Source organism: Bradyrhizobium sp. JHI2711 (assembly GCF_056156565.1).
On record NZ_JBPZPT010000004.1, the window covers coordinates 432,227 to 453,370 of the forward strand.

Annotated in this window: 21 protein-coding genes and 2 pseudogenes; 13 read left to right on the forward strand and 10 right to left on the reverse strand. The window is 64.3% G+C overall.

Going from position 1 to position 21,144, the window contains the following annotated elements; all coding sequences use genetic code 11:
* Positions 1 to 16: 16 nt before the first annotated feature.
* Positions 17 to 262 (reverse strand): hypothetical protein, encoded by a 246-nt coding sequence (locus ACTEK7_RS29465; protein WP_225148539.1) that lies wholly within the window; start codon positions 260 to 262, stop codon positions 17 to 19.
* A 154-nt stretch (positions 263 to 416) separates the two neighbouring features.
* Here ACTEK7_RS29465 and ACTEK7_RS29470 point away from each other — a divergent pair.
* A pseudogene (locus ACTEK7_RS29470) lies at positions 417 to 608 on the forward strand (type III glutamate--ammonia ligase); the annotation flags it as partial.
* A 14-nt stretch (positions 609 to 622) separates the two neighbouring features.
* Here ACTEK7_RS29470 and ACTEK7_RS29475 read toward each other — a convergent pair.
* Entirely contained in the window at positions 623 to 1,726 is a 1,104-nt protein-coding gene (locus ACTEK7_RS29475; protein WP_249786609.1) for a L,D-transpeptidase family protein, read from the reverse strand.
* On the opposite strand from ACTEK7_RS29475, the gene ACTEK7_RS29480 reads away from it, so the two are divergent.
* Positions 1,666 to 2,154, forward strand: a complete 489-nt coding sequence (locus ACTEK7_RS29480; RefSeq protein ID WP_463671681.1) for an energy transducer TonB family protein — start codon at positions 1,666 to 1,668, stop codon at positions 2,152 to 2,154. The two genes, ACTEK7_RS29475 and ACTEK7_RS29480, sit on opposite strands and share 61 nt — an antisense overlap.
* Positions 2,155 to 2,283: 129 nt before the next feature.
* On the opposite strand, the gene ACTEK7_RS29485 is transcribed toward ACTEK7_RS29480, so the two are convergent.
* Entirely contained in the window at positions 2,284 to 3,144 is an 861-nt protein-coding gene (locus ACTEK7_RS29485) for an AraC family transcriptional regulator (RefSeq protein WP_225143007.1), read from the reverse strand.
* Positions 3,145 to 3,355: 211 nt separating this feature from the next.
* On the opposite strand from ACTEK7_RS29485, the pseudogene ACTEK7_RS29490 reads away from it, so the two are divergent.
* The 6 genes and pseudogenes from ACTEK7_RS29490 to ACTEK7_RS29515 all read left to right on the forward strand — a co-directional run bounded on the left by ACTEK7_RS29490 (position 3,356) and on the right by ACTEK7_RS29515 (position 10,416).
* A pseudogene (locus ACTEK7_RS29490) lies at positions 3,356 to 4,932 on the forward strand (ABC transporter substrate-binding protein).
* Positions 4,929 to 5,930 (forward strand): ABC transporter permease, encoded by a 1,002-nt coding sequence (locus tag ACTEK7_RS29495; protein ID WP_225114620.1) that lies wholly within the window; start codon positions 4,929 to 4,931, stop codon positions 5,928 to 5,930. The pseudogene ACTEK7_RS29490 and the gene ACTEK7_RS29495 overlap by 4 nt, the downstream one beginning before the upstream one ends.
* A complete protein-coding gene (locus tag ACTEK7_RS29500; protein ID WP_036008084.1) occupies positions 5,930 to 6,763 on the forward strand; it encodes an ABC transporter permease in 834 nt (277 codons plus the stop codon). Before ACTEK7_RS29495 ends, ACTEK7_RS29500 begins: the two co-directional genes overlap by 1 nt.
* A complete protein-coding gene (locus tag ACTEK7_RS29505; RefSeq protein WP_225148536.1) occupies positions 6,760 to 8,448 on the forward strand; it encodes a dipeptide ABC transporter ATP-binding protein in 1,689 nt (562 codons plus the stop codon). The genes ACTEK7_RS29500 and ACTEK7_RS29505 overlap by 4 nt, the downstream gene beginning before the upstream one ends.
* Positions 8,445 to 9,740, forward strand: a complete 1,296-nt coding sequence (locus ACTEK7_RS29510) for an ArgE/DapE family deacylase (RefSeq protein WP_036008078.1) — start codon at positions 8,445 to 8,447, stop codon at positions 9,738 to 9,740. The genes ACTEK7_RS29505 and ACTEK7_RS29510 overlap by 4 nt, the downstream gene beginning before the upstream one ends.
* Positions 9,741 to 9,780: 40 nt before the next feature.
* The gene (locus ACTEK7_RS29515) at positions 9,781 to 10,416 is read left to right on the forward strand and encodes a pyridoxamine 5'-phosphate oxidase family protein (protein WP_036008074.1); all 636 of its coding nucleotides are present in this window, start codon (positions 9,781 to 9,783) and stop codon (positions 10,414 to 10,416) included.
* 154 nt (positions 10,417 to 10,570) lie between these two features.
* Here ACTEK7_RS29515 and ACTEK7_RS29520 read toward each other — a convergent pair whose 3' ends face one another.
* Positions 10,571 to 10,867: a hypothetical protein gene (locus ACTEK7_RS29520; RefSeq protein ID WP_345944120.1), complete on the reverse strand. Its 297-nt coding sequence runs from the start codon at positions 10,865 to 10,867 to the stop codon at positions 10,571 to 10,573.
* A 9-nt stretch (positions 10,868 to 10,876) separates the two neighbouring features.
* Complete coding sequence (locus ACTEK7_RS29525; protein ID WP_157784018.1) at positions 10,877 to 11,068, reverse strand: hypothetical protein; 192 nt, start codon at positions 11,066 to 11,068, stop codon at positions 10,877 to 10,879.
* Positions 11,069 to 11,317: 249 nt separating this feature from the next.
* Between ACTEK7_RS29525 and ACTEK7_RS29530 the strand changes: the two genes are divergently transcribed.
* Positions 11,318 to 12,175, forward strand: coding sequence for an SDR family oxidoreductase (locus ACTEK7_RS29530; RefSeq protein WP_225148535.1), 858 nt, complete (start codon positions 11,318 to 11,320; stop codon positions 12,173 to 12,175).
* A gap of 64 nt (positions 12,176 to 12,239) precedes the next feature.
* On the opposite strand, the gene ACTEK7_RS29535 is transcribed toward ACTEK7_RS29530, so the two are convergent.
* Positions 12,240 to 12,755 (reverse strand): YciE/YciF ferroxidase family protein, encoded by a 516-nt coding sequence (locus ACTEK7_RS29535; RefSeq protein ID WP_036008066.1) that lies wholly within the window; start codon positions 12,753 to 12,755, stop codon positions 12,240 to 12,242.
* An 87-nt stretch (positions 12,756 to 12,842) separates the two neighbouring features.
* On the opposite strand from ACTEK7_RS29535, the gene ACTEK7_RS29540 reads away from it, so the two are divergent.
* The 4 genes from ACTEK7_RS29540 to msrA all read left to right on the forward strand — a co-directional run bounded on the left by ACTEK7_RS29540 (position 12,843) and on the right by msrA (position 16,990).
* Entirely contained in the window at positions 12,843 to 13,037 is a 195-nt protein-coding gene (locus ACTEK7_RS29540) for a hypothetical protein (protein ID WP_036029310.1), read from the forward strand.
* Positions 13,038 to 13,521: 484 nt separating this feature from the next.
* Positions 13,522 to 15,843 carry a molybdopterin guanine dinucleotide-containing S/N-oxide reductase gene (locus tag ACTEK7_RS29545; protein WP_225148534.1) on the forward strand — a complete coding sequence of 774 codons (2,322 nt, stop codon included), beginning with the start codon at positions 13,522 to 13,524 and terminating at the stop codon, positions 15,841 to 15,843.
* A gap of 20 nt (positions 15,844 to 15,863) precedes the next feature.
* Positions 15,864 to 16,286 (forward strand): OsmC family protein, encoded by a 423-nt coding sequence (locus ACTEK7_RS29550; RefSeq protein WP_225148533.1) that lies wholly within the window; start codon positions 15,864 to 15,866, stop codon positions 16,284 to 16,286.
* Positions 16,287 to 16,474: 188 nt separating this feature from the next.
* Positions 16,475 to 16,990 (forward strand): peptide-methionine (S)-S-oxide reductase MsrA, encoded by a 516-nt coding sequence (msrA, locus tag ACTEK7_RS29555; RefSeq protein WP_225148532.1) that lies wholly within the window; start codon positions 16,475 to 16,477, stop codon positions 16,988 to 16,990.
* A gap of 70 nt (positions 16,991 to 17,060) precedes the next feature.
* Here the strand turns inward: msrA and ACTEK7_RS29560 are convergent, their stop codons facing one another.
* From ACTEK7_RS29560 to ACTEK7_RS29575, 4 genes are all read right to left on the reverse strand, one after another.
* Entirely contained in the window at positions 17,061 to 18,221 is a 1,161-nt protein-coding gene (locus tag ACTEK7_RS29560) for an MFS transporter (RefSeq protein ID WP_036029316.1), read from the reverse strand.
* A gap of 116 nt (positions 18,222 to 18,337) precedes the next feature.
* Positions 18,338 to 19,564 carry a Zn-dependent hydrolase gene (locus ACTEK7_RS29565; protein ID WP_225148531.1) on the reverse strand — a complete coding sequence of 409 codons (1,227 nt, stop codon included), beginning with the start codon at positions 19,562 to 19,564 and terminating at the stop codon, positions 18,338 to 18,340.
* Positions 19,557 to 20,342, reverse strand: coding sequence for an ABC transporter ATP-binding protein (locus tag ACTEK7_RS29570; RefSeq protein ID WP_036008032.1), 786 nt, complete (start codon positions 20,340 to 20,342; stop codon positions 19,557 to 19,559). Before ACTEK7_RS29570 ends, ACTEK7_RS29565 begins: the two co-directional genes overlap by 8 nt.
* Positions 20,339 to 21,112, reverse strand: coding sequence for an ABC transporter permease (locus ACTEK7_RS29575; RefSeq protein ID WP_225114630.1), 774 nt, complete (start codon positions 21,110 to 21,112; stop codon positions 20,339 to 20,341). Before ACTEK7_RS29575 ends, ACTEK7_RS29570 begins: the two co-directional genes overlap by 4 nt.
* Positions 21,113 to 21,144 lie beyond the last annotated feature (32 nt).

The following is a 21,144-nucleotide window of genomic DNA, read 5'->3' on the forward strand; positions in this document are numbered from 1 at the left end:
TACCGTTCGCAGGACCTCAGTTCGCTTCTGGTCCGGCGAACTTTGGCCAAGGCTGATGCTTGGCCCGCCATTTCGGGCCAGGACCACGCATGTAGTGCAGCTCGGGCCGGTAGCTATCGCGTAGGTCCAAAAATAGGTTCTGAAGAATGCTGGCGATGTCGGACACGATCACAGCCGTCTTCGAGCAAAAAACAGACTTTGCGGACCAGCGCGCAGAAGCCGGTGCGATCACACGAGGACTGACAATGTTTTTCCAGATCATCGTTTTTCTCCGTCCGCTTGGATGTCGGCCGATGATTTAGCGGATCGGGTCTGCTGCTGCGCCAGAGCGATTGCCGTACCTACAGAGCGATTGCTGCTAATGCATGCGCCCGGCCAATCGGTCGGGCCTCCGCAGGTTCCGCGAGAGCTTCAGGCACACCGTGACCTCGGCCAAGCGGCTCCCGATGAATCTGCTCGATGCCTTGCGAGCGCTCGAACATTCAAGCGTGCTGCGGGATCATCTCGGGGAGTTCGTACCCGCCTATCTCAAGCTGAAGCATGAGGAGTGGAACGACTACGCACGCCATCTGACGCAATGGGAGCGCGACAACACTCTGGACTGTTGAGTCGCAACAGGTGTTCAGCACTGGCGCGATGGGAAGCCGGCACGCGCCGTATCACACACAGACGATCTGGAGGACCAGGTACCAAACCATTTGCTCGTCAACGAACCATCATTGTCGGTCCAGGGGATCGGTGGCAATTGCGGCAGGTAGGATGCATATGGCATCACTTTCGCAAGCGTCACCCTGCCCGGGTACCGTGCGAGAAAAGCCTTGTTCATTCCGCCGTCGAATCCGCTGTAGATCGGGGCAACTGGCACGTTGTCTTCAAGCAATTGCGCGTACGCGCGCTCGTCGGCGCGCCGTTTTTCCAGCGCCCTTCGCGCGATTTCCGGATTGACGACAAAGGGAGGGCATTTCTCGATCGGATTGAACACGAGAGGGTGCGGCGAATTCGGGGAAGGTTGCGCATCGAACACATAGCGGCGGTTACACACATCCACTCTGGGTTCGAGTTGTGTCGTCTCGAAATGATCGTTGCCGACCTTGAGCATTTCCCAGAAGGGCAGGTTGGGATTGTTTCGATGGCGCGCCAGATTCACCGGTGTCAGGCGGAACGGATAGGCTTGGACCTGGAACGATGTTCGGCCGCCGCGGAATGAGTCACGCGCCAGCGAATAGATCTCGCTGATCTGTTCGTCCGTCATGGCATAGCAACCGCTCGACCAGCAGTCGCCGTGGATCATGAGGAAGCTGCCGTTTCGCTTGTTTGCCCTGTCGAAGCTGTTCGGATAGCCGAGGTTGATCGAGAGATAGAAATTGGAGTTGGGGTTCATCAACTCAGGCGTAACTGTATAAAAGCCTTCCGGAGCCTGTCGGTCGCCCTCGTACAATTTCGGCCCGAGATCGCCCGACCACCGGCAGATCGGATAGGTCTTCAGCAATTGGAAACGGCCGGCCGTGTCCTGCTTCCAGACTTCGAGCTCTGCCTCGTCCTTGAAAAGACGCACAAGGATGGGGGAATATTTCGGCATCTTCTTCTGTTCGAGCAGCGCGAGCAGCTCGGCCGGCAATTCCTGCGTCGCCTTGGCGGGCAACGGCTTGCTGCTTTCGCCAAAGCATGTGGCAGGTGCTAAGGCAGCGGCAAAAGCCGCCGCCAGCACAATTGCGTGTCGGACCATGGCGCATATCACTGCTGTACCTCCAGCCCGTCGCGCGCCGCTATTTCTCAAATCCGACGAACATCGTAGCCTCCTCGACCGACTTCCGCTCTGACACCATCGCATTCGCCGGAAAAGTCTCATCATTCTGCCCCCGATGGCGCCGAACCACCGGACGCTGCTTCAGCAGTTCGACGCCGCGCCGGCAAGCACGCGAAGGCGCAACACAAGTCGTTCGATTGCAATACTATGGATCAATCGGACGACATCGTCTACGGAGTGCACGACCTCGAGGCAATGTGCTCTCCGCGAGCCTCGCCCGTTCGGCAGGCTCAGCTGAACTCGACCGAGAGGTGATCGCGCTGGTGCACCGTGCCTCGCCGGTACCGGCACCTCCGGCAGGCGCCAGGCGATCCATCACGGCGCCTGTACGCTTCAGCACGCGATGACACATCATGGTTCTGCTGCAAGATGGTCCCCGCTACGGGCGAACGCACGTGCTGGCGCGACCACCTTTACTACAAGATGGCTGTCTCGGCGCGGCTTTCATCTCGACGAACCGGCGTCGTCGCTAGCGACTAGCGCAGCACGACTTCTTGATCTGTCCAGCGAAGATAATGCCGCGGTGCAGCGCCTAGCTCGCGCTTAAACATGGCGGCGAATGCGCTCGGGCTGTCATAGCCCACGTCCAGCGCTACGCATGTGACGGGTTCGCCTGCGCCCAGGCGTGCCAAAGCTTCCAAGAGCCGCACGCGTTGTCGCCACACTGAAAAGCTCTGACCGGTCTCGCGGCGGAACAGCCTCGTCAGCGTTCGCCTGCTGAGGCTGCATTTGTCTGCCCAGTCGTCGAGCGTGAGGTCCGAGGAGGGGTCGCCAAGCACTGCCTTACAGATCGCCGCAAGGCGGGGGTCCGGTGGCACCTGCACGTGAAGCGTCACCTCCGGCATGTGTGAGATCTCGGCGAGCAGGAGTTCGAGAAGCTTGCCGTCGCGTCCGTCCTGGTCGTAGGTCTGCGGCATCCGCACCGCCTCGTCCATCAGGGCTTCGACGAGCGAGGATGCACGAATCAGGCGGCACGTCTCCGACGTTCCTCGTCGGCGATCAGGCGTGACATAGATCGTCTGGGCCTCGACTTCACCCCAGGCGCGCGACTGATGTACAACGCCAGCCGGAATCCATAAACCATGGCCGGGTGGAACCACGAAATGACCACGCTCGGTCATCATCGCCGTGACGCCGGTGATCTGCAGGATGAACTGGTCGCGCCGATGCGCGTGCCGCGTGCTGGTGCTCTCGTTCGGATAAGTTGCGGTCATCGCGGCGACCGGCCGCGCGATCGCCTGAAGTTGTCCGGCATAGTTGGCGGCCGCTGCGGGGCCCTCCTGTTTGCTGCAGGTGCGCAATTCGCCAGTCACATCTCGCCGCGCTACGACTTTCACGTGTCGTGAACTCCCGATCCAAGTCCTTTTCTGCAAGGCTCTTATGCATCTTCCGGGCCAGATATGGCCCGATCGCGATGGTTCTTGTCCCCGATCAGGTAGCGCGGGACAGGGCGTTTGGCAACAATGCTCGCGCCGGCCAGATTCGTCAAAGCCGAATACGGCGTCTGGCAAGGTCCTTCTCACGCCGATATGCGACACGGAGAGCTCGATGAACAGACGCGAATTCACCCAGGCCATGCTGGCCGCCGGCGCCGCTATCCCCTTCGGCATCACGCGAGCGGCCGGCCAGACCCGCGGTGGAACACTCAACACCATCATCCAGCCCGAGCCGCCGCTGCTGGTCACCGCCTTCAACCAGCAGCAGCCGACGCTGACGCTCGGCGGCAAGATCTACGAGAGTCTTCTCAATATGGCGCTGACCTCAAGCCGATGCCGGGCATGGCGCAGTCCTGGGAGATTTCGCCGGACGGGCTGACCTATACGTTCAAGCTGTTTCCCAACATCACCTTCCACGACGGCAAGCCGATGACGTCCGAGGACGTCGTGTTCAGCTGCATGAAGGTGTTGACCGAGACGCATCCGCGCGCGCGGCAGAATTTTGCGCGCGTCGCTTCGGCCGAGGCGCCCGATCCGCTCACCGTCGTGTTCAAGCTGAAGCAGCCCTTTGCGCCGTTCCTCGGCTGCTTTGACTGCACCTCGGCGCCGATCGTGCCAAAGCACATCTATGAAGGCACCGACTACCGCAAGAACCCGCTGAACGACAAGGCAATCGGCACCGGCCCATTCAAGCTGAAGGAATGGGTGCGCGGCTCGCATGTCCATCTGGTGCGCCATGAAGGATACTATCTGAAGGACCAGCCGTACCTGGACGAGATCATCTACCGCATCATCCCGGATTCGGCATCGCGCGCGCTGGCGCTGGAGAACGGCACGGTGCAACTCGCGCAATGGACCGACGTCGAGTTCTTCGACGTGCAGCGCTTCAAGGCGCAGAAGAACCTCGAAGTCACCACCAAGGGCTATGAGTATTTCGCGCCGCACCAGTGGCTCGAGATGAACAACCGTATCGCGCCGATGAACGACAAGCGCTTCCGGCAGGCGGTGATGCACCTGATCGACCGCGACGCGCTCGCCAAGCGGGTCTATTTCGGCAGCGCCAAGGTGGCGACCGGGCCGATCTCGTCCAAGACGAAATTCTACGACGGCAAGGTCAAGCGCTACGACTATTCGATCGACAAGGCCAAGGCGCTGCTCGACGAGATGGGGCTGAAGCCCGACACCAACGGCAAGCGCGCAGAGATCAAATACATCGTGCCGCCTTACGGCGAATCCTATCAGCGCGCCGGCGAGTTCTTCCGCCAGAGTTTTGCCCGCGTCGGCATCGATCTCGTCCTCGTCGGCACCGACATGGCCGGCTGGGCCGAAAAGGTCGGCAACTGGGATTATGAGATGACCCAGAACCTGCTCTACCAGCTCGGCGATCCCGCGCTCGGCGTCTCCCGCACTTACGTGTCGTCGAACATCAAGAAAGGCATCCTGTTCTCGAACACCGAAGGCTATTCCAACCCTGAGGTCGACAGACTGTTCGACGAGGCCGCCGTCACGCTCGACGAGGCCAAGCGACTGGAGCTTTATTCCAAGGTGCAGCAGATCCTGGTCGAGGACGTGCCGGTCGCCTGGACGCTGGAGCTCGAATATCCCATCATCTACGACAAGGCGTTCAAGAACATCGTGTCGACCGGCATCGGCTCGCACGAAACCTTCGGGTCGGTCTACAAATCGTGATCCGTCTCGGCAGCGCGGCGACGATCGGGCTGATGGCACTGAGCCGGATTGCCCAGCTCGTCGCCGTCATCCTCGTCATCGCCACTTTCAACTTCGTGCTGGTGCGGGCCGCCCCTGGCGATCCCGCCCAGGTCATGGCCGGCCAATCCGGCGCGTCCGATCCGAAGCTGCTGGAAGATCTGCGCAAGGAATATGGGCTCGACAAGCCTTACGCCGTGCAGCTCGCAAGCTATCTCGGCCGCGTCGTCAGGCTCGACCTCGGCTATTCCTACCGCCAGCGCCGCGCGGTGGTCGATCTCATCCTGGAACGGCTGCCGGCGACGCTGCTGTTGACGGTGACGGCCTTCTGCCTCGCGCTGTTGATCGGCACGACCCTCGGCGCGCTCGCGGGGCTGGCGGCGGGCAGCGTGCTCGATACGGTCTTCACCGTGCTGTCGCTGGTGCTTTATGCGACGCCGGTGTTCTGGCTGGGGCTGATGCTGGTGCTGGTCTTCTCCGTGACACTCGGCTGGCTGCCGCCGTTCGGTTACGAGACCATCAACGTCAAGCTCTCGCCGCTGGAGCATGCGCTCGACATCGCCAAGCACATGATCATGCCGGTGACCTCGCTGGCGGCGATCTATCTCGCGATCTATGCCCGGCTGATGCGATCCTCGATCATCGAGGTCGCCCAGCAGGACTTCATCAAGACCGCGCGCGCCAAGGGCCTGTCCGGGCCCAGCATTGTGGTCGGCCACATGCTGCGCAACGCGCTGGTGCCCGTCGTCACCGTGGCCGGCATGCAGGCCGGCGCGCTGGTCGGCGGCGCCGTGGTCATCGAGACGGTGTTCGCCTGGCCGGGCCTCGGCCGGCTGACCTTCGATGCGCTGCTCCAGCGTGATTATCCCGTGCTGCTCGGCATTTTTCTCATTCTGTCGATCGTGGTCATCGTGCTCAATCTGCTGACCGACCTGATCTACAGGCTGATCGATCCCCGCATGACGACAGGAGCTGCGTGATGGATGCGGTTCGCGCCTTCCTGCGTCATCCTAGCGGCATGGTCGGCCTCGTAGTGCTGCTTGTCGTGGTCGTCATCGCGCTCATCGCGCCCACCGTCTTTCCGGTCTCGCCCTGGGAAATGGTCAGCGCGCCGTTCACGCCGCCCGGCGAGGACGGCCTGCTGCTCGGCGGCGACACGCTCGGCCGCGACGTTGCGGCCGGCGTTGCCTATGGTGCCCGCGTGTCGCTCGTCATCGGCATCGCCTCGGCCATGGCGGCTATGGTGATCGGCGTCACGATCGGCGCAATTTCCGGCTATTTCGGCGGCAAGGTCGATCTCGTGCTGATGCGGGTGACCGAGCTGTTTCAGACCATCCCCGCTTTCGTGCTTGCGATCCTCTTGGTCGCGACCTTCAACCCGTCGCTGCTGACGATCATCCTGACCATCGGTGCCGTGAGCTGGCCGCCGCTGGCGCGCCTCACCCGCGCCGAGTTCCTGCGTCTGCGCAATCGTGAATTCGTCGAAGCCGCGCTGTGCCAGGGCGAGGGCACCTTGCAGATCGTGCTCGGCCATATCCTGCCCAATGCGATCTCGCCGATCCTGGTCGTGACCTCCCTGACGGTCGCCACCGCCATCCTGCTCGAAAGCGCGTTGTCCTTCATGGGCCTTGGCGATCCCAATCTGATGTCCTGGGGTTTCATGATCGGAGCCGGCCGCACCGTCATCCGTAATGCCTGGTGGATGAGCGTGTTTCCGGGGCTCGCGATCCTCATCACCGTGCTTGCCATCAACCTGTTCGGCGAAGGTCTCTCCGATGTGCTCAATCCGCGTGTATCGAGGCGCCGGTCATGAGCGAGGCCGTGCAAGCCAAGGCACCCGTTCTGTCGGTCGAGGGGCTCTCGATCGCGCTGCCCGAAGGCGGCGATCGCCCGTTCGCGGTCGAGAACGTCTCCTTCCAGGTCAAGCCCAACGAGGTCGTCTGTCTCGTCGGCGAGTCCGGCTCGGGCAAGTCGATGATTGCCCATGCGGTGCTGTCGCTGCTGCCGAAGAGCGTCAATATTGCCGCGGGCGCCGTGACTGTCGCAGGACAAGATCCGGCAAAGCTCGACCGGCAGGCGCTGCGACGCCTGCGCGGCGGCGAAGCCGCGATGATCTTTCAGGAGCCGTTGTCCTCGCTGAATCCGCTCAAGCGGGTTGGCAGGCAGATCGAGGAGATGATCCTCACCCACCAGAAGCCGGTGCCGTCGGCAATTGAGGTGCACGAACGCGTGCAGCAGCTCCTGACGCAGGTCGGGCTGCCAAATCCAAAGCTGCTTGAGAAGAGCTATCCGTTCGAGCTGTCCGGCGGCCAGCGCCAGCGCGTCATGATCGCGATGGCGATGGCCAACCGTCCGGCACTCCTGGTCGCTGACGAGCCGACCACAGCGCTCGACGTCACCACCCAGCGTCAGATCCTGCGCCTGATCGACGATCTCCGACGCGACCGCGGCATGGGCGTGCTGTTGATCACCCATGATTTCGGCGTCGTTGCCGATGTCGCCGACCGCGTCGTGGTGCTTCGTCACGGCAAGGTGGTGGAGCAGGGGACGGTCGAGGAAGTCCTGCGCAGTCCTAAGGCTGACTACACCCGCGAGTTGATCGATGCCGTTCCGAAGGCGCGGCTCGACGAGATCCGCCGCACCGCGGTCCATCCTACACCGCTGCTCGAAGTTATCGGTCTTGAGAAGACATTCCGGGTCAAGCGCGGCCTGTTGCAGCCGCCGCGCGAGGTCGTCGCGGCCGACGGCATCTCGCTGACCTTGTACGAGGGCGAGACGCTCGCCGTCGTCGGCGAATCCGGGTCCGGCAAGTCGACGCTCGGGCGCATGATCATGCGTTTGACCGAGCCGGATGGCGGTGCCATCCGCTTCAACGGCCAGGATCTGCGCCAGCTCCGCGGCGAGGCGCTCCGCCAGGCGCGAAAACAGCTCCAGATCGTGTTCCAGGATCCGTTTGCGAGCCTCGATCCGCGCCAGAAGGTCGGCGATGCCATTGCGCGCGGACCAATGGCCTTTGGCACGTCGCGCACGGAAGCGATGGAGCAGGCGAGAAAGCTGCTGGTGCGAGTTGGCCTCAACGCCGTCGCCGCCGATCGTTATCCCCACGAATTCTCTGGGGGCCAGCGCCAGCGCATCTGTATTGCGCGCGCACTGGCACTCAAGCCGCGCGTGCTCATCGCCGACGAAGCCGTGTCGGCGCTTGACGTTTCCGTCCAGGCTCAGGTGCTGGCGCTGCTTGCCGAGCTCCGGCAGGAGATGAAGCTCGCCATGATCTTCATCACCCACGACCTGCGGATCGCCGCCGAGATCGCCGACCGCGTCACCGTGCTCCAGAAGGGGCGCATCGTTGAAGAGGGCGCGACCGCGGACGTTTTCACGGCCCCTCAAGCCGCCTACACACGCGAGCTGCTCGATGCGATCCCGGGCCGCGATTTCTTCGACCAGCCGGGCTTTGCCAGCGTGACCGGCGCACTACCGACAGCGAGGATGAGTTCATGACCGACAGCCGTCCCCTTCCAGCCGGCGCGCGCGAGCGCATCGAGGCCGCTGTGGATGCCGCCTTCGACGAGCAGATCGACACCACGATCGCGTTCACGGCAATCCCGAGCACGCGCGCGGCGGAGGCGCCCTGTCAGGACATGTTCGCAAAGCTGTTGCGCGATCGCGGCTACGAGGTCGATGACTGGGTCATCAACCAGGACGATCTGAAGGCGCTGCCGGGCTACGGTCCGGTCGAGACCGATTTCTCGCGTGCCCGCTCCGTCGTCGGCACCTGCCGGCCGGCCAGGGAAGAGGGCCGCTCACTGATCCTTCAGGGCCATTGCGACGTCGTGCCGGCAGGTCCGCTCGACATGTGGGAGCGGCCACCGTTTCAGCCGGTGGTCGAGAACGGTTGGCTCTATGGTCGCGGCGCCGGCGACATGAAGTCCGGTACAATCTCGGCGCTCTACGCGCTCGATGCGATCAAGGCCGCGGGCTACAGGCCCAAGGGCCGCATCCACCTGCAATCGGTGATCGAGGAGGAGAGCACAGGACTCGGCGCGCTCTCCACACTTCAGCGCGGCTATCGTGCCGATGTCTGCATCCTGCCCGAACCGACCGACGAGAAGCTGATGCGTGCCCAGGTCGGCGTGATCTGGTTCCGCCTGAAAGTGCGCGGGATACCAGTCCATGTCGCACGCGCCGGCACCGGCTCAAATGCGATCAAGGCTGCAATCCACCTGATCCAGAAGCTCGAAGGTCTCGAGGCCGAATGGAACGAGCGCGCGAAGACGCACCCCTCGTTCAAATCGGTCGAGCATCCGCTCAACTTCAATCCTGGAATCATCAAGGGCGGTGACTGGGCCTCCAGTGTGCCCGCCTGGTGCGATGTCGATTGCCGCATTGGTGTGCTGCCCGGCTGGAAGGTCGCCGACGCCCAGGCCGAGATCGTGGATTTCGTAGCCAAGGCGGCGCGCTCGCATCCATTCCTCGCCAACAATCCGCCGGAGATCGTCTGGTCCGGCTTCCTGTCGCCGGGCTACGAGGCGACGGAGATTCAGGAAAGCGAGGCGGTTCTCGCTCCGGTCTACGAGCATGTGTTCGGCCGCAAGCTGACCAGCTTCTCGTCAACCGCACTGACCGATGCGCGCTTCTATGGTCTCGATTTTGGCGTGCCTGCGTTTTGCTTCGGCGCCACGATGGAAGGCGCGCACGGCTTCAACGAGCGCGTCGATCTCGCCTCGGTCAAGCGCGTCACCAAGGCGCTTGCGCTGTTCACCGCGAGCTGGTGCGGCATCGAGGCCAATTAGCCGAAAGAAGGAAACTCACCGCAAAAAGGGAGGTTCGCGAATGGGCAGCAAGGGTGCAGGCGGCAAGCCGCCGGTCAAGACGCAAGAGGATCTGCGCGCGCATTTCGGGCAGCTCAGCCCGCTCGCCGAGAAGAAGGTTCTCAGCCATCTCGACAGGTTCTGTCGCGACTTCATCGCGCTTTCCCCGTTCCTCGTCCTTGCCACCAGCGATGGCAACGGTCATGCCGATGCAAGCCCGCGCGGCGACGCGCCGGGCTTCGTCGCCGTGCTCGACGACAAGACGCTGCTGATTCCGGACCGGCGTGGCAACAACCGCGTCGACACCTTCGGCAATATCATCGCTTCCCCTGGCATCGGCCTGATCTTCCTGGTGCCGGGGATCAACGAGACCCTGCGCGTCAATGGCCGCGCCGAGATCTCGCAGGATGCCGAGCTGTTGACGCCGCTCGCGGTGCAGAACGTGGTCCCAATCATCGGGCTGAAGATCCATGTCGAGGAGACCTATTTTCATTGTGGCAAGGCGCTGATGCGCTCGAAGCTCTGGAATCCGGCTGCTCAGGTCGAGCGCAACAGTTTCCCGACGCTCGGCCGGATCATCGCCGAGCAGACTGTCGCCATCGCGGTCGAAGAGGCCGAGAAGACGATGGAAGAAGGATACCGTACGAGGCTCTACTGAGAATGACCAATCTGATCTAGCGGTCCGCCCTGCAGAAGGTTTCGACGATACGCTACATGCTCGCAGCCTGGCGCCCGTGAAATGTCTGCGAGGTAGGTAGCGAGCGGCAGCACTGAGCGCACAGACGCGACGAATCCGAACGGAAGCGGCATCGTCACGCTGCGAGGAAGAACCCGATGGCCGATGCCACGCTGTTGCCGCCGGCGCGCATGCCCGGAATGGCAACGAGCACTGCGCCGACGAGCAGAATGAGAACTGCAATGAGTTGCCGCTGGGACGGCACGCGCCGTGCGACAAGCAATCCTAGCAGAATGGTGAAGATCGGCAGCGAGCCGTTGGCGAACGCTCCCCCGTATGCCGCCGACGCCCCCTTCAACCCAAAGTACATCAGAATGCTGTATAGCGCGCCGGGACCACAAATTGACATCGACAGGATTGCGTGCAGCGGCAGGTGGCGCGGTCACCAGGCCTTGGCGAACGGAAGAACCAGGGCGCCGGTGACCAGGGACCGAAGTGCGGTCAAATCGAAGGGTGTCAGGCCGGATTGCATGCCGGCCCTCGAGAAGACGAGAAAGCCGGACCAGATGCAGAACACGCCGGCTGCGCTCAGGAGACCGAAAATCCGCTCGTTCGATTTGGCTACAGGTGTCAAGCCCGTGTCCGATTGCTTGAGATATCTTAGCGCACTTTAAAACACCTGCGAGTTTCAAGATGCTCTCCGCAACATGGCCCTCCAAGGTGCCGCCATGGTGAGCGATCCTTGGGAGTTTTTCTAGCCGAGAGTTCCGCAAGCCGCTGTAATCGGATCTCTGGGGTGCGGCCACGCTGTGCGATGACGGAATCAACGCCAGGAACACTTCCGGCGGCGCTCCGTTAGCGCAGCAAACGCCGGGAGTTGTCCATGACCAATTATCCAAAGCCGCCTTATCCTGCGCAGCAGCAGCCGATGCCGGGCTCGACGCGGGCCATGCAGCCGCGCCCGGATCATGGCGAGGAGAGTTACAAGGGCTCCGGCCGTCTTGCCGGAAAGAAGGCCATCATCACGGGCGGCGACAGCGGCATCGGCCGCGCGGTGGCGATCGCCTATGCGCGGGAAGGCGCGGATATCGTCATCTCCTATTTGAACGAGGAGGAGGATGCGGCCGAGGTCAAGGCGCTGGTCGAACGGGAGGGACGCAAGGCCGTCCTGATCCCGGGCGATATCAGCAATCCCGAACATTGCAGCGCCATCGTGCGTCGCACCGTCGAGGAGCTCGGCGGCATCGACATCCTCGTCAACAACGCTGCCCATCAGGCGACGTTCAAGGACATCGCGGATATCAGCGACGACGAATGGCGGCGGACGTTCGAGATCAACATCCACGCCATGTTCTATCTGGCCAAAGCCGCCGTCCCCCACATGCGGCCGGGCTCCGCGATCATCAACACGGCCTCGGTGAACTCCGACATGCCGAATCCGAGCCTGCTGGCCTACGCCACGACCAAGGGTGCGATCCAGAATTTCACCGGCGGGCTTGCGCAGATGCTGGCCGAGAAGGGCATTCGGGTCAATGCGGTGGCCCCGGGGCCGATCTGGACGCCGCTGATTCCCTCGACCATGTCGGAGGAACGGGTCAAGAACTTCGGCAAGCAGGTGCCGATGCAGCGCGCCGGCCAGCCGGCCGAGCTCGCAACCGCCTATGTCATGCTGGCCGATCCACTGTCGAGCTACACGTCGGGGGCGACGTTGCCCGTCACCGGTGGCAAGCCGTTCATCTGATCCGGGCGAGCACCGTGGCGGCACCGCACTACCGGCGTCGCCACTCTCAATCAGTAGCTTTCAATCACGCAGCGCTGGACGCCTTGGCGTTCACGCCTTTGCGCAGGGCCACCGTGTTCAGCTTGGTGTTGGCGGCCTTCTCTTCGTTCAGATTGGTGGTGAGGAAGCGCACGATGTCGTCGTGGCCGAGCTCTTCCGCCCAGGCGATCAGCGTGCCGTACCGGCACATTTCATAATGCTCCACCGCCTGTGCGTTGGCGACGATCGCGGCGTCCAGCACGGCCTTGTCCTCGATCTCGCCGGCGGTCTCGTCGGCTTCCTTGATCAGGCCGTCGATGGCCGGGCAATGCGTGCCGCTCGGCTCCTTGCCGAGCTTGGCGAAGACCTTGTCGAGGCGCTCGACCTGCTTGTTGGTCTCTTCCAGATGCGCCTTCAGCCCGGCGACGAGATCCCTGTTGGTGGCCTTGTCGATCATCTTCGGCAGCGCCTTCAGGATCTGCTGTTCCGCGTAGTGGATGTCTTGGAGCCCGTGCAGCAGCAGGTCTTCCATCGACTGGATGTCCTTGGTGAAGAATCCCATAAAAGACGTCTCCTTTTCACAATGATGGCAGTGGAACGCGGAGCGGCCGCCGCTGTTCCATTCCCGTGTGCAGATCGGGAGAGCCGAATGAGCGATGGAGTGGATCATTTTGTGGGCCTGCTCGGACGTGCGGCGATGGACGTATGGGGCGACATGCCTCGCGACATCCAGGAGGCACTGTTCGAGACCGCGATGAAGGGCCGCGACACCGAGCGTGAGGAGCTGGCGCGATTGCTGCACGAGCGGCATCCGCGCACGCTGCATCCGGCCCGGCCGGGCTGACGCCGGCGGGCTGGGAACGAACATGCGATCTCCTGATTGGTGAATCGGGTGGCGCCACACGGGCTCCAACGAGGACCGCGCGGGGCGCATCGCCCGAGCCTGTCAACCTGTGAGTCGACTGACGTGACTGAAAATATCGGCAAATGGTACGACCCGATTTCGGAGCGGTGGATCGTGCCTCGCCAACCCCACACCATCGCCGCGTTCGATCGGTCGAGCGCGGAGAACGTGCCGGAGGCGAACAAGAGAGAAGAGACGCAGCGGATCTGGAATCTGCTGGTCGATTGCTGCGCACGTGGATGATGCAGCGTCGGCGCCAAAACGAGCGACATGACGCGCTCGACGACGCTCGGGAGTGTCAACGGCCTTGAGGCTGGCATTGCGCGGGGCAGGTCAGCGTTCCCGTCAACCCTGATCTCGACGACGTCCGGAGCGGATCGGTATATTACCACCCCTGCCGACGCCGCCGGAACAAGGATCAGAGATGGACGATACGATTGGCTTCCCCGACCCCGGTCTTGACCTGTCGGACGGCTTCAAGCCGCACACCTCACATTGGGGCGTGTTCTCCGCGCGTCAGGGCGCGGCTGGGCTGGAGGTCAGGGCCTATGCGGGCGATCCCGATCCGAACGGCATCATCGACAATTTTCCCGGCGCGCTCCGCCACCAGGCGCGCATCGCCCAGCCGGCAATCCGCCGCGGCTGGCTCGAGCGCGGGCCGGGCCCCGACGATCGCCGCGGCCGCGACGAGTTCGTCTCCGTCAGCTGGGAGAAGGCGCTGGATCTTCTCGGCGACGAGCTTGGCCGCATTCGCGACACCCGCGGACCCGGCGCCGTGTTCGGCGGCTCCTATGGCTGGTCGAGTGCCGGGCGCTTCCATCACGCCCAGAGCCAGGTGCATCGCTTCCTCAATATCGCGTTGGGCGGCTATGTGCGCTCGGTCAACACCTATTCGTCCGGTGCGTCCTCGATGCTGCTGCCGCAGATCCTGGCCGGCTACGAGGATATCACCAAGCGCAACGTCACCTGGGAGCAGATCGCGGCCGAGACCGACATCGTGCTGGCGTTCGGCGGCATGGCGCTGAAGAACTCCATGGTGGCCGGCGGCTCGATCAGCAAGCATGTCGAGCGCGGCGCCATGGCGGCGGCGCGGGCGCGCGGCTGCGAGTTCATCCTGGTCAGCCCGCTGCGCGACGATCTGCCGGTCGAGGCCGGCGCCGAATGGATGAGTTGCGTGCCCGGCACCGACACCGCCCTGATGCTCGGCATCGTCCATACGCTGGTCAGTGAGAAGCTGCACGACCAGGCCTTCCTCGACCGCTACACCGAGGGCTGGGCAATCTTCCTGCGCTATCTCAACGGTGAGAGCGACGGGCAAGCCAAGCACGCCGAATGGGCCGCCGCGATCTCAGGCGTCAGTGCGGATGCGATCCGCAAGCTGGCGCGGCGTCTCGCCGGAAAGCGCGCGCTCGTCACCGTCTCCCATTCGCTGCAGCGCGCCGAGCATGGCGAGCAGCCGGTGTGGATGGGCATGGTGCTGGCGGCGGCCCTCGGCCAGATCGGCCTTCCCGGCGGCGGCTATGCCTATTCGCTGGGTGCGATCGGCTATTACGGCCGCCGCGTCAACGACGTGCCGGGACCGACGCTGGGGCAGGGCCGCAACGGCGTTGCCGATTTCATTCCGGTGGCGCGCATCGCCGACATGCTGCTCAATCCCGGCACCACGTATCGCTACAACGGCGAGACGCGCACCTATCCGGATATTCGTCTAGTCTACTGGGCGGGCGGCAATCCCTTCCATCACCATCAGGACATCAATCGCCTGCGCAAGGCCTTCGCGAAGGTGGACACGCTGGTCGTGCACGAGCTCGCCTGGACCGCCACCGCCCGCCACGCCGATATCGTGCTGCCCGCGACGATGACGCTGGAGCGCGAGGACATCGGCTATTCCACCAACGATCCCCTGATGGTCGCGATGCACCGGATCGCCGAGCCGTTTGGGCTCGCGCGTGACGATTACGATATCTTCGCCGATCTCGCCGAGCGTCTTGGGGCGCGCGAGCCGTTCACCGAAGGGCGCACGTCGCGGCAATGGCTGGAGCATCTCTACGAGCCGACCCGCGCATCGCTTGCCAAACGCGGCCTCGAAGCGCCGAGCTTCGAAGAATTCTGGGCGCGCGGCAGCCTGGTCGTGCCGCAGCAGCCCGATGACGGCGGCCGGCTACGCCGCTTTCGCGAGGATCCCATCAATCACGCTTTGCCGACGCCGAGCGGACGCATTGAGATCTACTCGGCCAAGATCGCGGGGCACGGTGATGCGGATTGTCCCGGACATCCGGTCTGGCTCGACAAGACCGATGTTCCCAAGCCGGGGGCACCGTGCTTCCTCGTCGCCAATCAGCCGGTGACGCGCCTGCACAGCCAGCTCGATTTCGGCGGACATTCGCTGGGCTCAAAGCATCGCGGCCGCGAGGTCGCGCGCATGAACCCGGTCGATGCACAGGCGCGCGGCATCAAGGACGGCGACATCATCCGCCTGTTCAACGCGCGCGGCGCGTGCCTCGCCGCGGTCCGCGTCACCGAGGGCATCGCGCGCGGCGTGGTTCAGCTGCCGACCGGCGCGTGGTACGATCCGATGGATCCGGAAGACGAGGCGCCGCTCTGCGTTCACGGCAATCCGAACGTGCTGACCCGCGACGTCGGCACCTCGTCCCTGGCGCAGGGCTGCACCGGCCAGTTGACGACCGTCGAGGTGGAGAAGTTCACCGGCAATCTACCGCCGATCCGCGCGTTCGATCCGGTTTAGGCAAACAAGGAGACCTTTAGATGATCCGCAAGGCAACAGCAGTCTGGAAGGGCACTGGTCGCGATGGCACAGGCCATCTGTCGAGCGAATCCGGCGTGCTTGCCGGGACGCCCTATTCATTCAAGACCCGCTTCGAGAACGAGAAGGGCACCAATCCCGAAGAGTTGATCGCCGCGGCCCATGCCGGCTGCTTCACCATGGCGCTCGCCTTCGGCCTGCAGATGGCGGGTTTCACGCCGGACGAGCTCTCGACCGAAGCCGCCGTCACGCTCGAGCCCGAGGGCAAGGGCTTCAAGATCAGCAAATCCGCGCTGACCCTGCGGGCGAAAGTGCCTGGTCTCGACGATGCCGGCTTCGCCCGGCTCGCCGGCGAGGCCGAGAAGAACTGCCCGGTATCCAAGGTGCTCAACGCCGCCATCACGCTCGACGCCACGCTGATCTAGGGCGATGGACTGAGGCTAGATCGCTGCAAAGGCGGAGGTGCGCTCCCTCTCCCGCTTGCGGGAGAGGGTTGGGGAGAGGGTGTTTCCGCAATGGGCGACCGGGTGGGCCTCAACGCGCGGCTTTCGGCCGGGCGGCCGAAAGCCTATATGATGGACAAGCTTTTGAGCGATCATTGGGAGCACATCACATGACGACGGAACGCGCAGTTTTGGCCGGTGGCTGCTTCTGGGGCATGCAGGATCTGATCCGCAAGCAGCCGGGCGTGATCTCCACCCGCGTCGGTTACACCGGTGGGCACGTCAAGAACGCCACCTACCGCAATCACGAGGGCCATGCCGAAGCGATCGAGATCGTGTTCGATCCGGCCAGGACCAGCTTCCGGACCATGCTGGAGTTCTTCTTCCAGATCCATGATCCGACCACGCTCAACCGTCAGGGCAACGATATCGGCACGAGCTATCGGTCGGCGATCTTCTACACCAGCGAGGAGCAGAAGCGGATTGCCGAAGACATCATCGCCGACGTCGAGGCGTCCGGCCTGTGGCCCGGCAAGGTGGTGACCGAGGTCGCGCCCGCGCGCGAGTTCTGGGAGGCCGAGCCCGAGCATCAGGATTATCTCGAACGTTATCCTGACGGCTACACCTGCCACTTCATCCGGCCGGGCTGGAAGCTGCCGCGGCGCGCTGCGGCAGTCGGAGGCTAGAGCCTGAAGAAGGTGGCTCGCCGGCTGTGGCGGTCCACCTCCTCATCGGTCAAAGCCGACGCGAGTCCGGTCACGCATCGACATGCAAGGTCCGGCGCTGCTCCGCGGTGACGGTCCGGGCGGTCAACGTGACGAGACCCATCAAGGCGGCCAGCAGCCAGAATGCCAGCGGCAGTCCGCCGAGCTGTGCGACGAAGCCGACGCCGGCAGGGCCCAGCAGGACGCCTGCATAGCCGGCCGTCGTGATCGCCGCGACCGCAAGTCCCGTGGGCATCACCTTTTGTTGCGCCGCCCGGCGGAATAGCACGGGCACGAGGTTCGAGGCGCCGAGCCCGATCAGCAGGAATCCGGCGATGGCGACCGCTGCCACGGGCGCGGTGAGCAGCACCACGAAGCCGGCGATCGCGATGAGGCTGCCCCACAGCAATGTCGTGCGGTCTCCGATGCGCGCAACGATGGCGTCGCCGCTAAGCCGGCCGATCGTCATCGCGATCGAGAACACGATGTAGCCGATGCCGCCTTGGGCCTCGCTGACGAGCCCGGCGCCGATCACGAGCAGCGCGCCCCAATCGAGCATCGCGCCTTCGACCAGGAAGGTGATGGCGCCGAGCAGCGCCAGCAGCAGCACCGATCCATGCGGCAGCACGAACAATGGGCCTTCCTGCACCTGCACCGAGCGAAGCAGGCGCGGCCAGGTCACCAGCATCGCGATCAGCATCAGCACGGAGCAGATCAACGTCGAGGCGAGCGCGCCGAGCTGCAGAGAGAGCAGCGCCGTCATCAGCGCGGAACCGGCGAAGCCGCCGATGCTGAACAGGGCGTGGAAGCCGGACATCAGCGGGCGTCGCGCGGCGCGCTCCACCTCCACGGCGTGGATGTTCATGGCGACGTCGATCGAGCCTAGCGCGGCGCCGAACGCAAGCAGCGCCAGCGCCAGCGACAGCGGCGAGCTTGCGACCGCCAGCAGCGGCAGCACCAGCGTCAGACCGATCCCGCCCGCGACGATGATCGGCCGGCTGCCATAGCGCGCGCTGAGCACGCCGGTCAGCAGCATCGCCACGACCGAGCCGATGCCGAGGCTGAGCAGGAGCAGGCCGAGAACTCCGTCGTCGACGGCGAGCCGCGCCTTCGCGAACGGCACCAGGGGTGCCCAGCACGCGATGCCGAAGCCCGCAACGAGGAAGGCAAGCCGGGTGGCAAGGCGGGTTGCCGGCCGGTCGGCAGAAGACATGGGAACTCCGGGAAGCAGGGGAGGAGACGGTCGACAGGCCCGAGGATTGCCGCGGCTTTATGGCAGAGCCCTGCTCGAATGGTCGTGGCAGGCGCTCGATGGCTGCATGCCTCGACCTAACTGCCGAGGATCCGGCGGCAGGCGTCCACGAATACCTCAGCTCCGGTGACGATGTCCGCATCGGAGGTGTTCTCGGTCCAGTGATGGCTGATGCCGCCGATCGACGGCACGAACAGCATGCCGGCGGGCATGACGGTTGCGAGCATCTGCGCATCGTGGCCGGCGCCGCTCGGCATGCGGATGGAACGGCCACCGGCGACGGCCTTGCTCGCGGCCTCGATCGCGTCCTGAAAGCCCGCGTTCATCATCGCGGGTGCGCCGGTGCGCAGCTTCGTCACGCTGACCGTGCAGGGGCCGTTGGCACTGGCCTCGTCCGCCATGGTCCGCAGCAATTGCTCCAGCCGCGCGATCACAGACGGGTCCTCGTCGCGGATCTGGAACAACATCTCCGCGCCACCGGGAATGATGCTCGGTGCGCCCGGATCGAGCGTGATGCGGCCGGTGGTCCAGACCGTGCGCGGGCCGCAGGCGGCGGGGAAACGCTCGTCGATCGCCACGCAGAACTTGGCCAGCGCCAGGCCCGCATCCTTGCGCACCGCCATGCGCGTGGTGCCGGCATGGTTCTGCTCGCCGGCAAAGTTGATCTGGTACTGCCAGATGCCGACGATGGACGTCACGACGCCGATCGCCAGGCGCCCGCTTTCGAGCGTGTCGCCCTGCTCGATATGCGCCTCGAGATAACCGACGTGCCGTCCCGGCTCGGCGGTGATGCGCGGACGCCCCGCCAGCCCCATGTCGGCAAGGGCATCGCGCATGGTGCGGCCGCTGGTGCGGTCGCGCGCGGCATCGATGTCGGCCTCCGTCACCTGTCCGACATAGGAGCGCGAGCCGAGGAAATGACCAAAATGTCCCTCCTCGTCGCACCAGGCGGCAACTTCCACCGCGCCGTTCACCGAAGCGTCGGCATTGAGCACGCGCGCCGCCTCGAGCGCATAGACGACGCCGAGCGGGCCGTCGAGCCAGCCGGCATAGTTCTGGCTTTCCAGGTGCGAGCCCGCCAGCAGTTTCGGTCCGGACTTCGAGCTCGTCCCGAACACATTGCCGATGCCGTCAATCGTCGCGGAGAGCTCGGCCTCGGGCAGCTTCTGGACGAGCCAGTCCAGCGACAGCTTGTGCGGCTCGGAGAAGGTCGGCTTGTGCACGCCGGTCTTGTAGGCGCCGAAGGCACGCAGTGCATGGAGGTCGGCGAGGACGCGATGTCCGTCGGCACGAGCGTCAGGCATGTTCGGCAACCTTCAGCGCCTCGGTTCGGATCTCCTCGACCAGCCGTTCCTTCAGCTGGACGAATTCCGGCGTGGTCTTGATCTTGTAGGAGCGGGGATGCGGCAGGTCTACATGAATGTCCGCCTTGATGCGGCCGGGGCGCGCGCTCATGACGATGACGCGGCTACCGAGGAAGATGGCTTCCTCGATATCGTGAGTCACGAACAGCACGGTCTTCTGGTCGCGCTCCCAGATCCCGAGCAGCATTTCCTGCATCAAGGCGCGGGTCTGGTTGTCGAGCGCGCCGAACGGCTCGTCGAGCAACAGGATCTTCGGGTCGTTGGCGAGCGCGCGTGCGATCGCGGTGCGCTGCTGCATGCCGCCGGAGAGCTGCTTGGGCCAATGGTTTTCGAAGCCGGACAGCCCGACCTGGCGGATGAAGGCATCGGCCATCTTGTGTCGCTCCGCCTCGGACACGCCGCGCTCGCGCAGGCCGAAGGCGATGTTCTCGCGCACCGTCAGCCAGGGAAACAGCGTGTAGGACTGGAACACCATGCCGCGATCGGCGCCCGGGCCGGTCACTTCGCGTCCGTCGAGCGTGACGCGGCCGCCGGTCGGACGGTCGAGGCCGGCGACGATACGCAGCAGCGTGGACTTGCCGCAGCCGGAGGGACCGAGGATGGTGACGAAGTCGTTGTTGCCGATGGTGAGATCGGTCGGCTCCAGCGCCCTGGTCGGCGCGTTGCCGTGACGCGCGGGGAAGGTGCGCGAGACCTGCTCAACCTTAAGAATGGTCATGCCAGCTTCCAGGGAAACAGCCAGGCGTTGAACGCCTTGAACAGGAAGTCCGAGATCAGGCCGATCAAGCCGATCACGATGATGCCGAAGATGATCTGGCCGGTGTTGAGCAGCGCCTGGCTGTCGGTGATCATATGACCGATGCCCGAGGACGAGCCGATCAGCTCGGCGACGATGACGTAGGTCCAGGCCCAGCCCAGCACCAGCCGCAGGATCTCTGCGATCTCCGGCGCGGAGGAAGGCAGCAGCACCCGGCGGATGATGCCGCGGTCGCTGGCGCCCAGCGTGTAGGCGGCCTCGACCAGATCGCGCCGCGTCGCGCCGACCGTCACCGCGACCATCAGGATCACCTGGAACACCGAGCCGATGAAGATGACGAGCAGCTTTTGCAATTCGCCAATGCCGGCCCACAGGATCAGCAGCGGAATGAAGGCCGAGGCGGGCAAATAGCGTGCAAATGAGACGAAGGGTTCGAGGAAGGCTTCGACCGGCTTGTAGGCGCCCATCAGCACGCCGAGCGGCACCGCAATGACCGCCGCGAGCGCAAAGCCGCCGACGACGCGCCAGATTGTCATGCCGATGTCGAACAGGAAACCGTGCTTGGTGAGCAGCTCGACGCCTTCCTGCACCATGGTGAGCGGATTGGCGAGGAAGGTCTTCGACACATGGCCGCCGAACGTCGCCCACGACCAGAGGGCGACGAACAGCACGAAGAACGCCAGGCCATATGCCGCACGTTGCTTCGATGTCACGGGATCCAGGGGACGCATCAAACTGTATCCGAATGGTGCGCCGGCTCCGC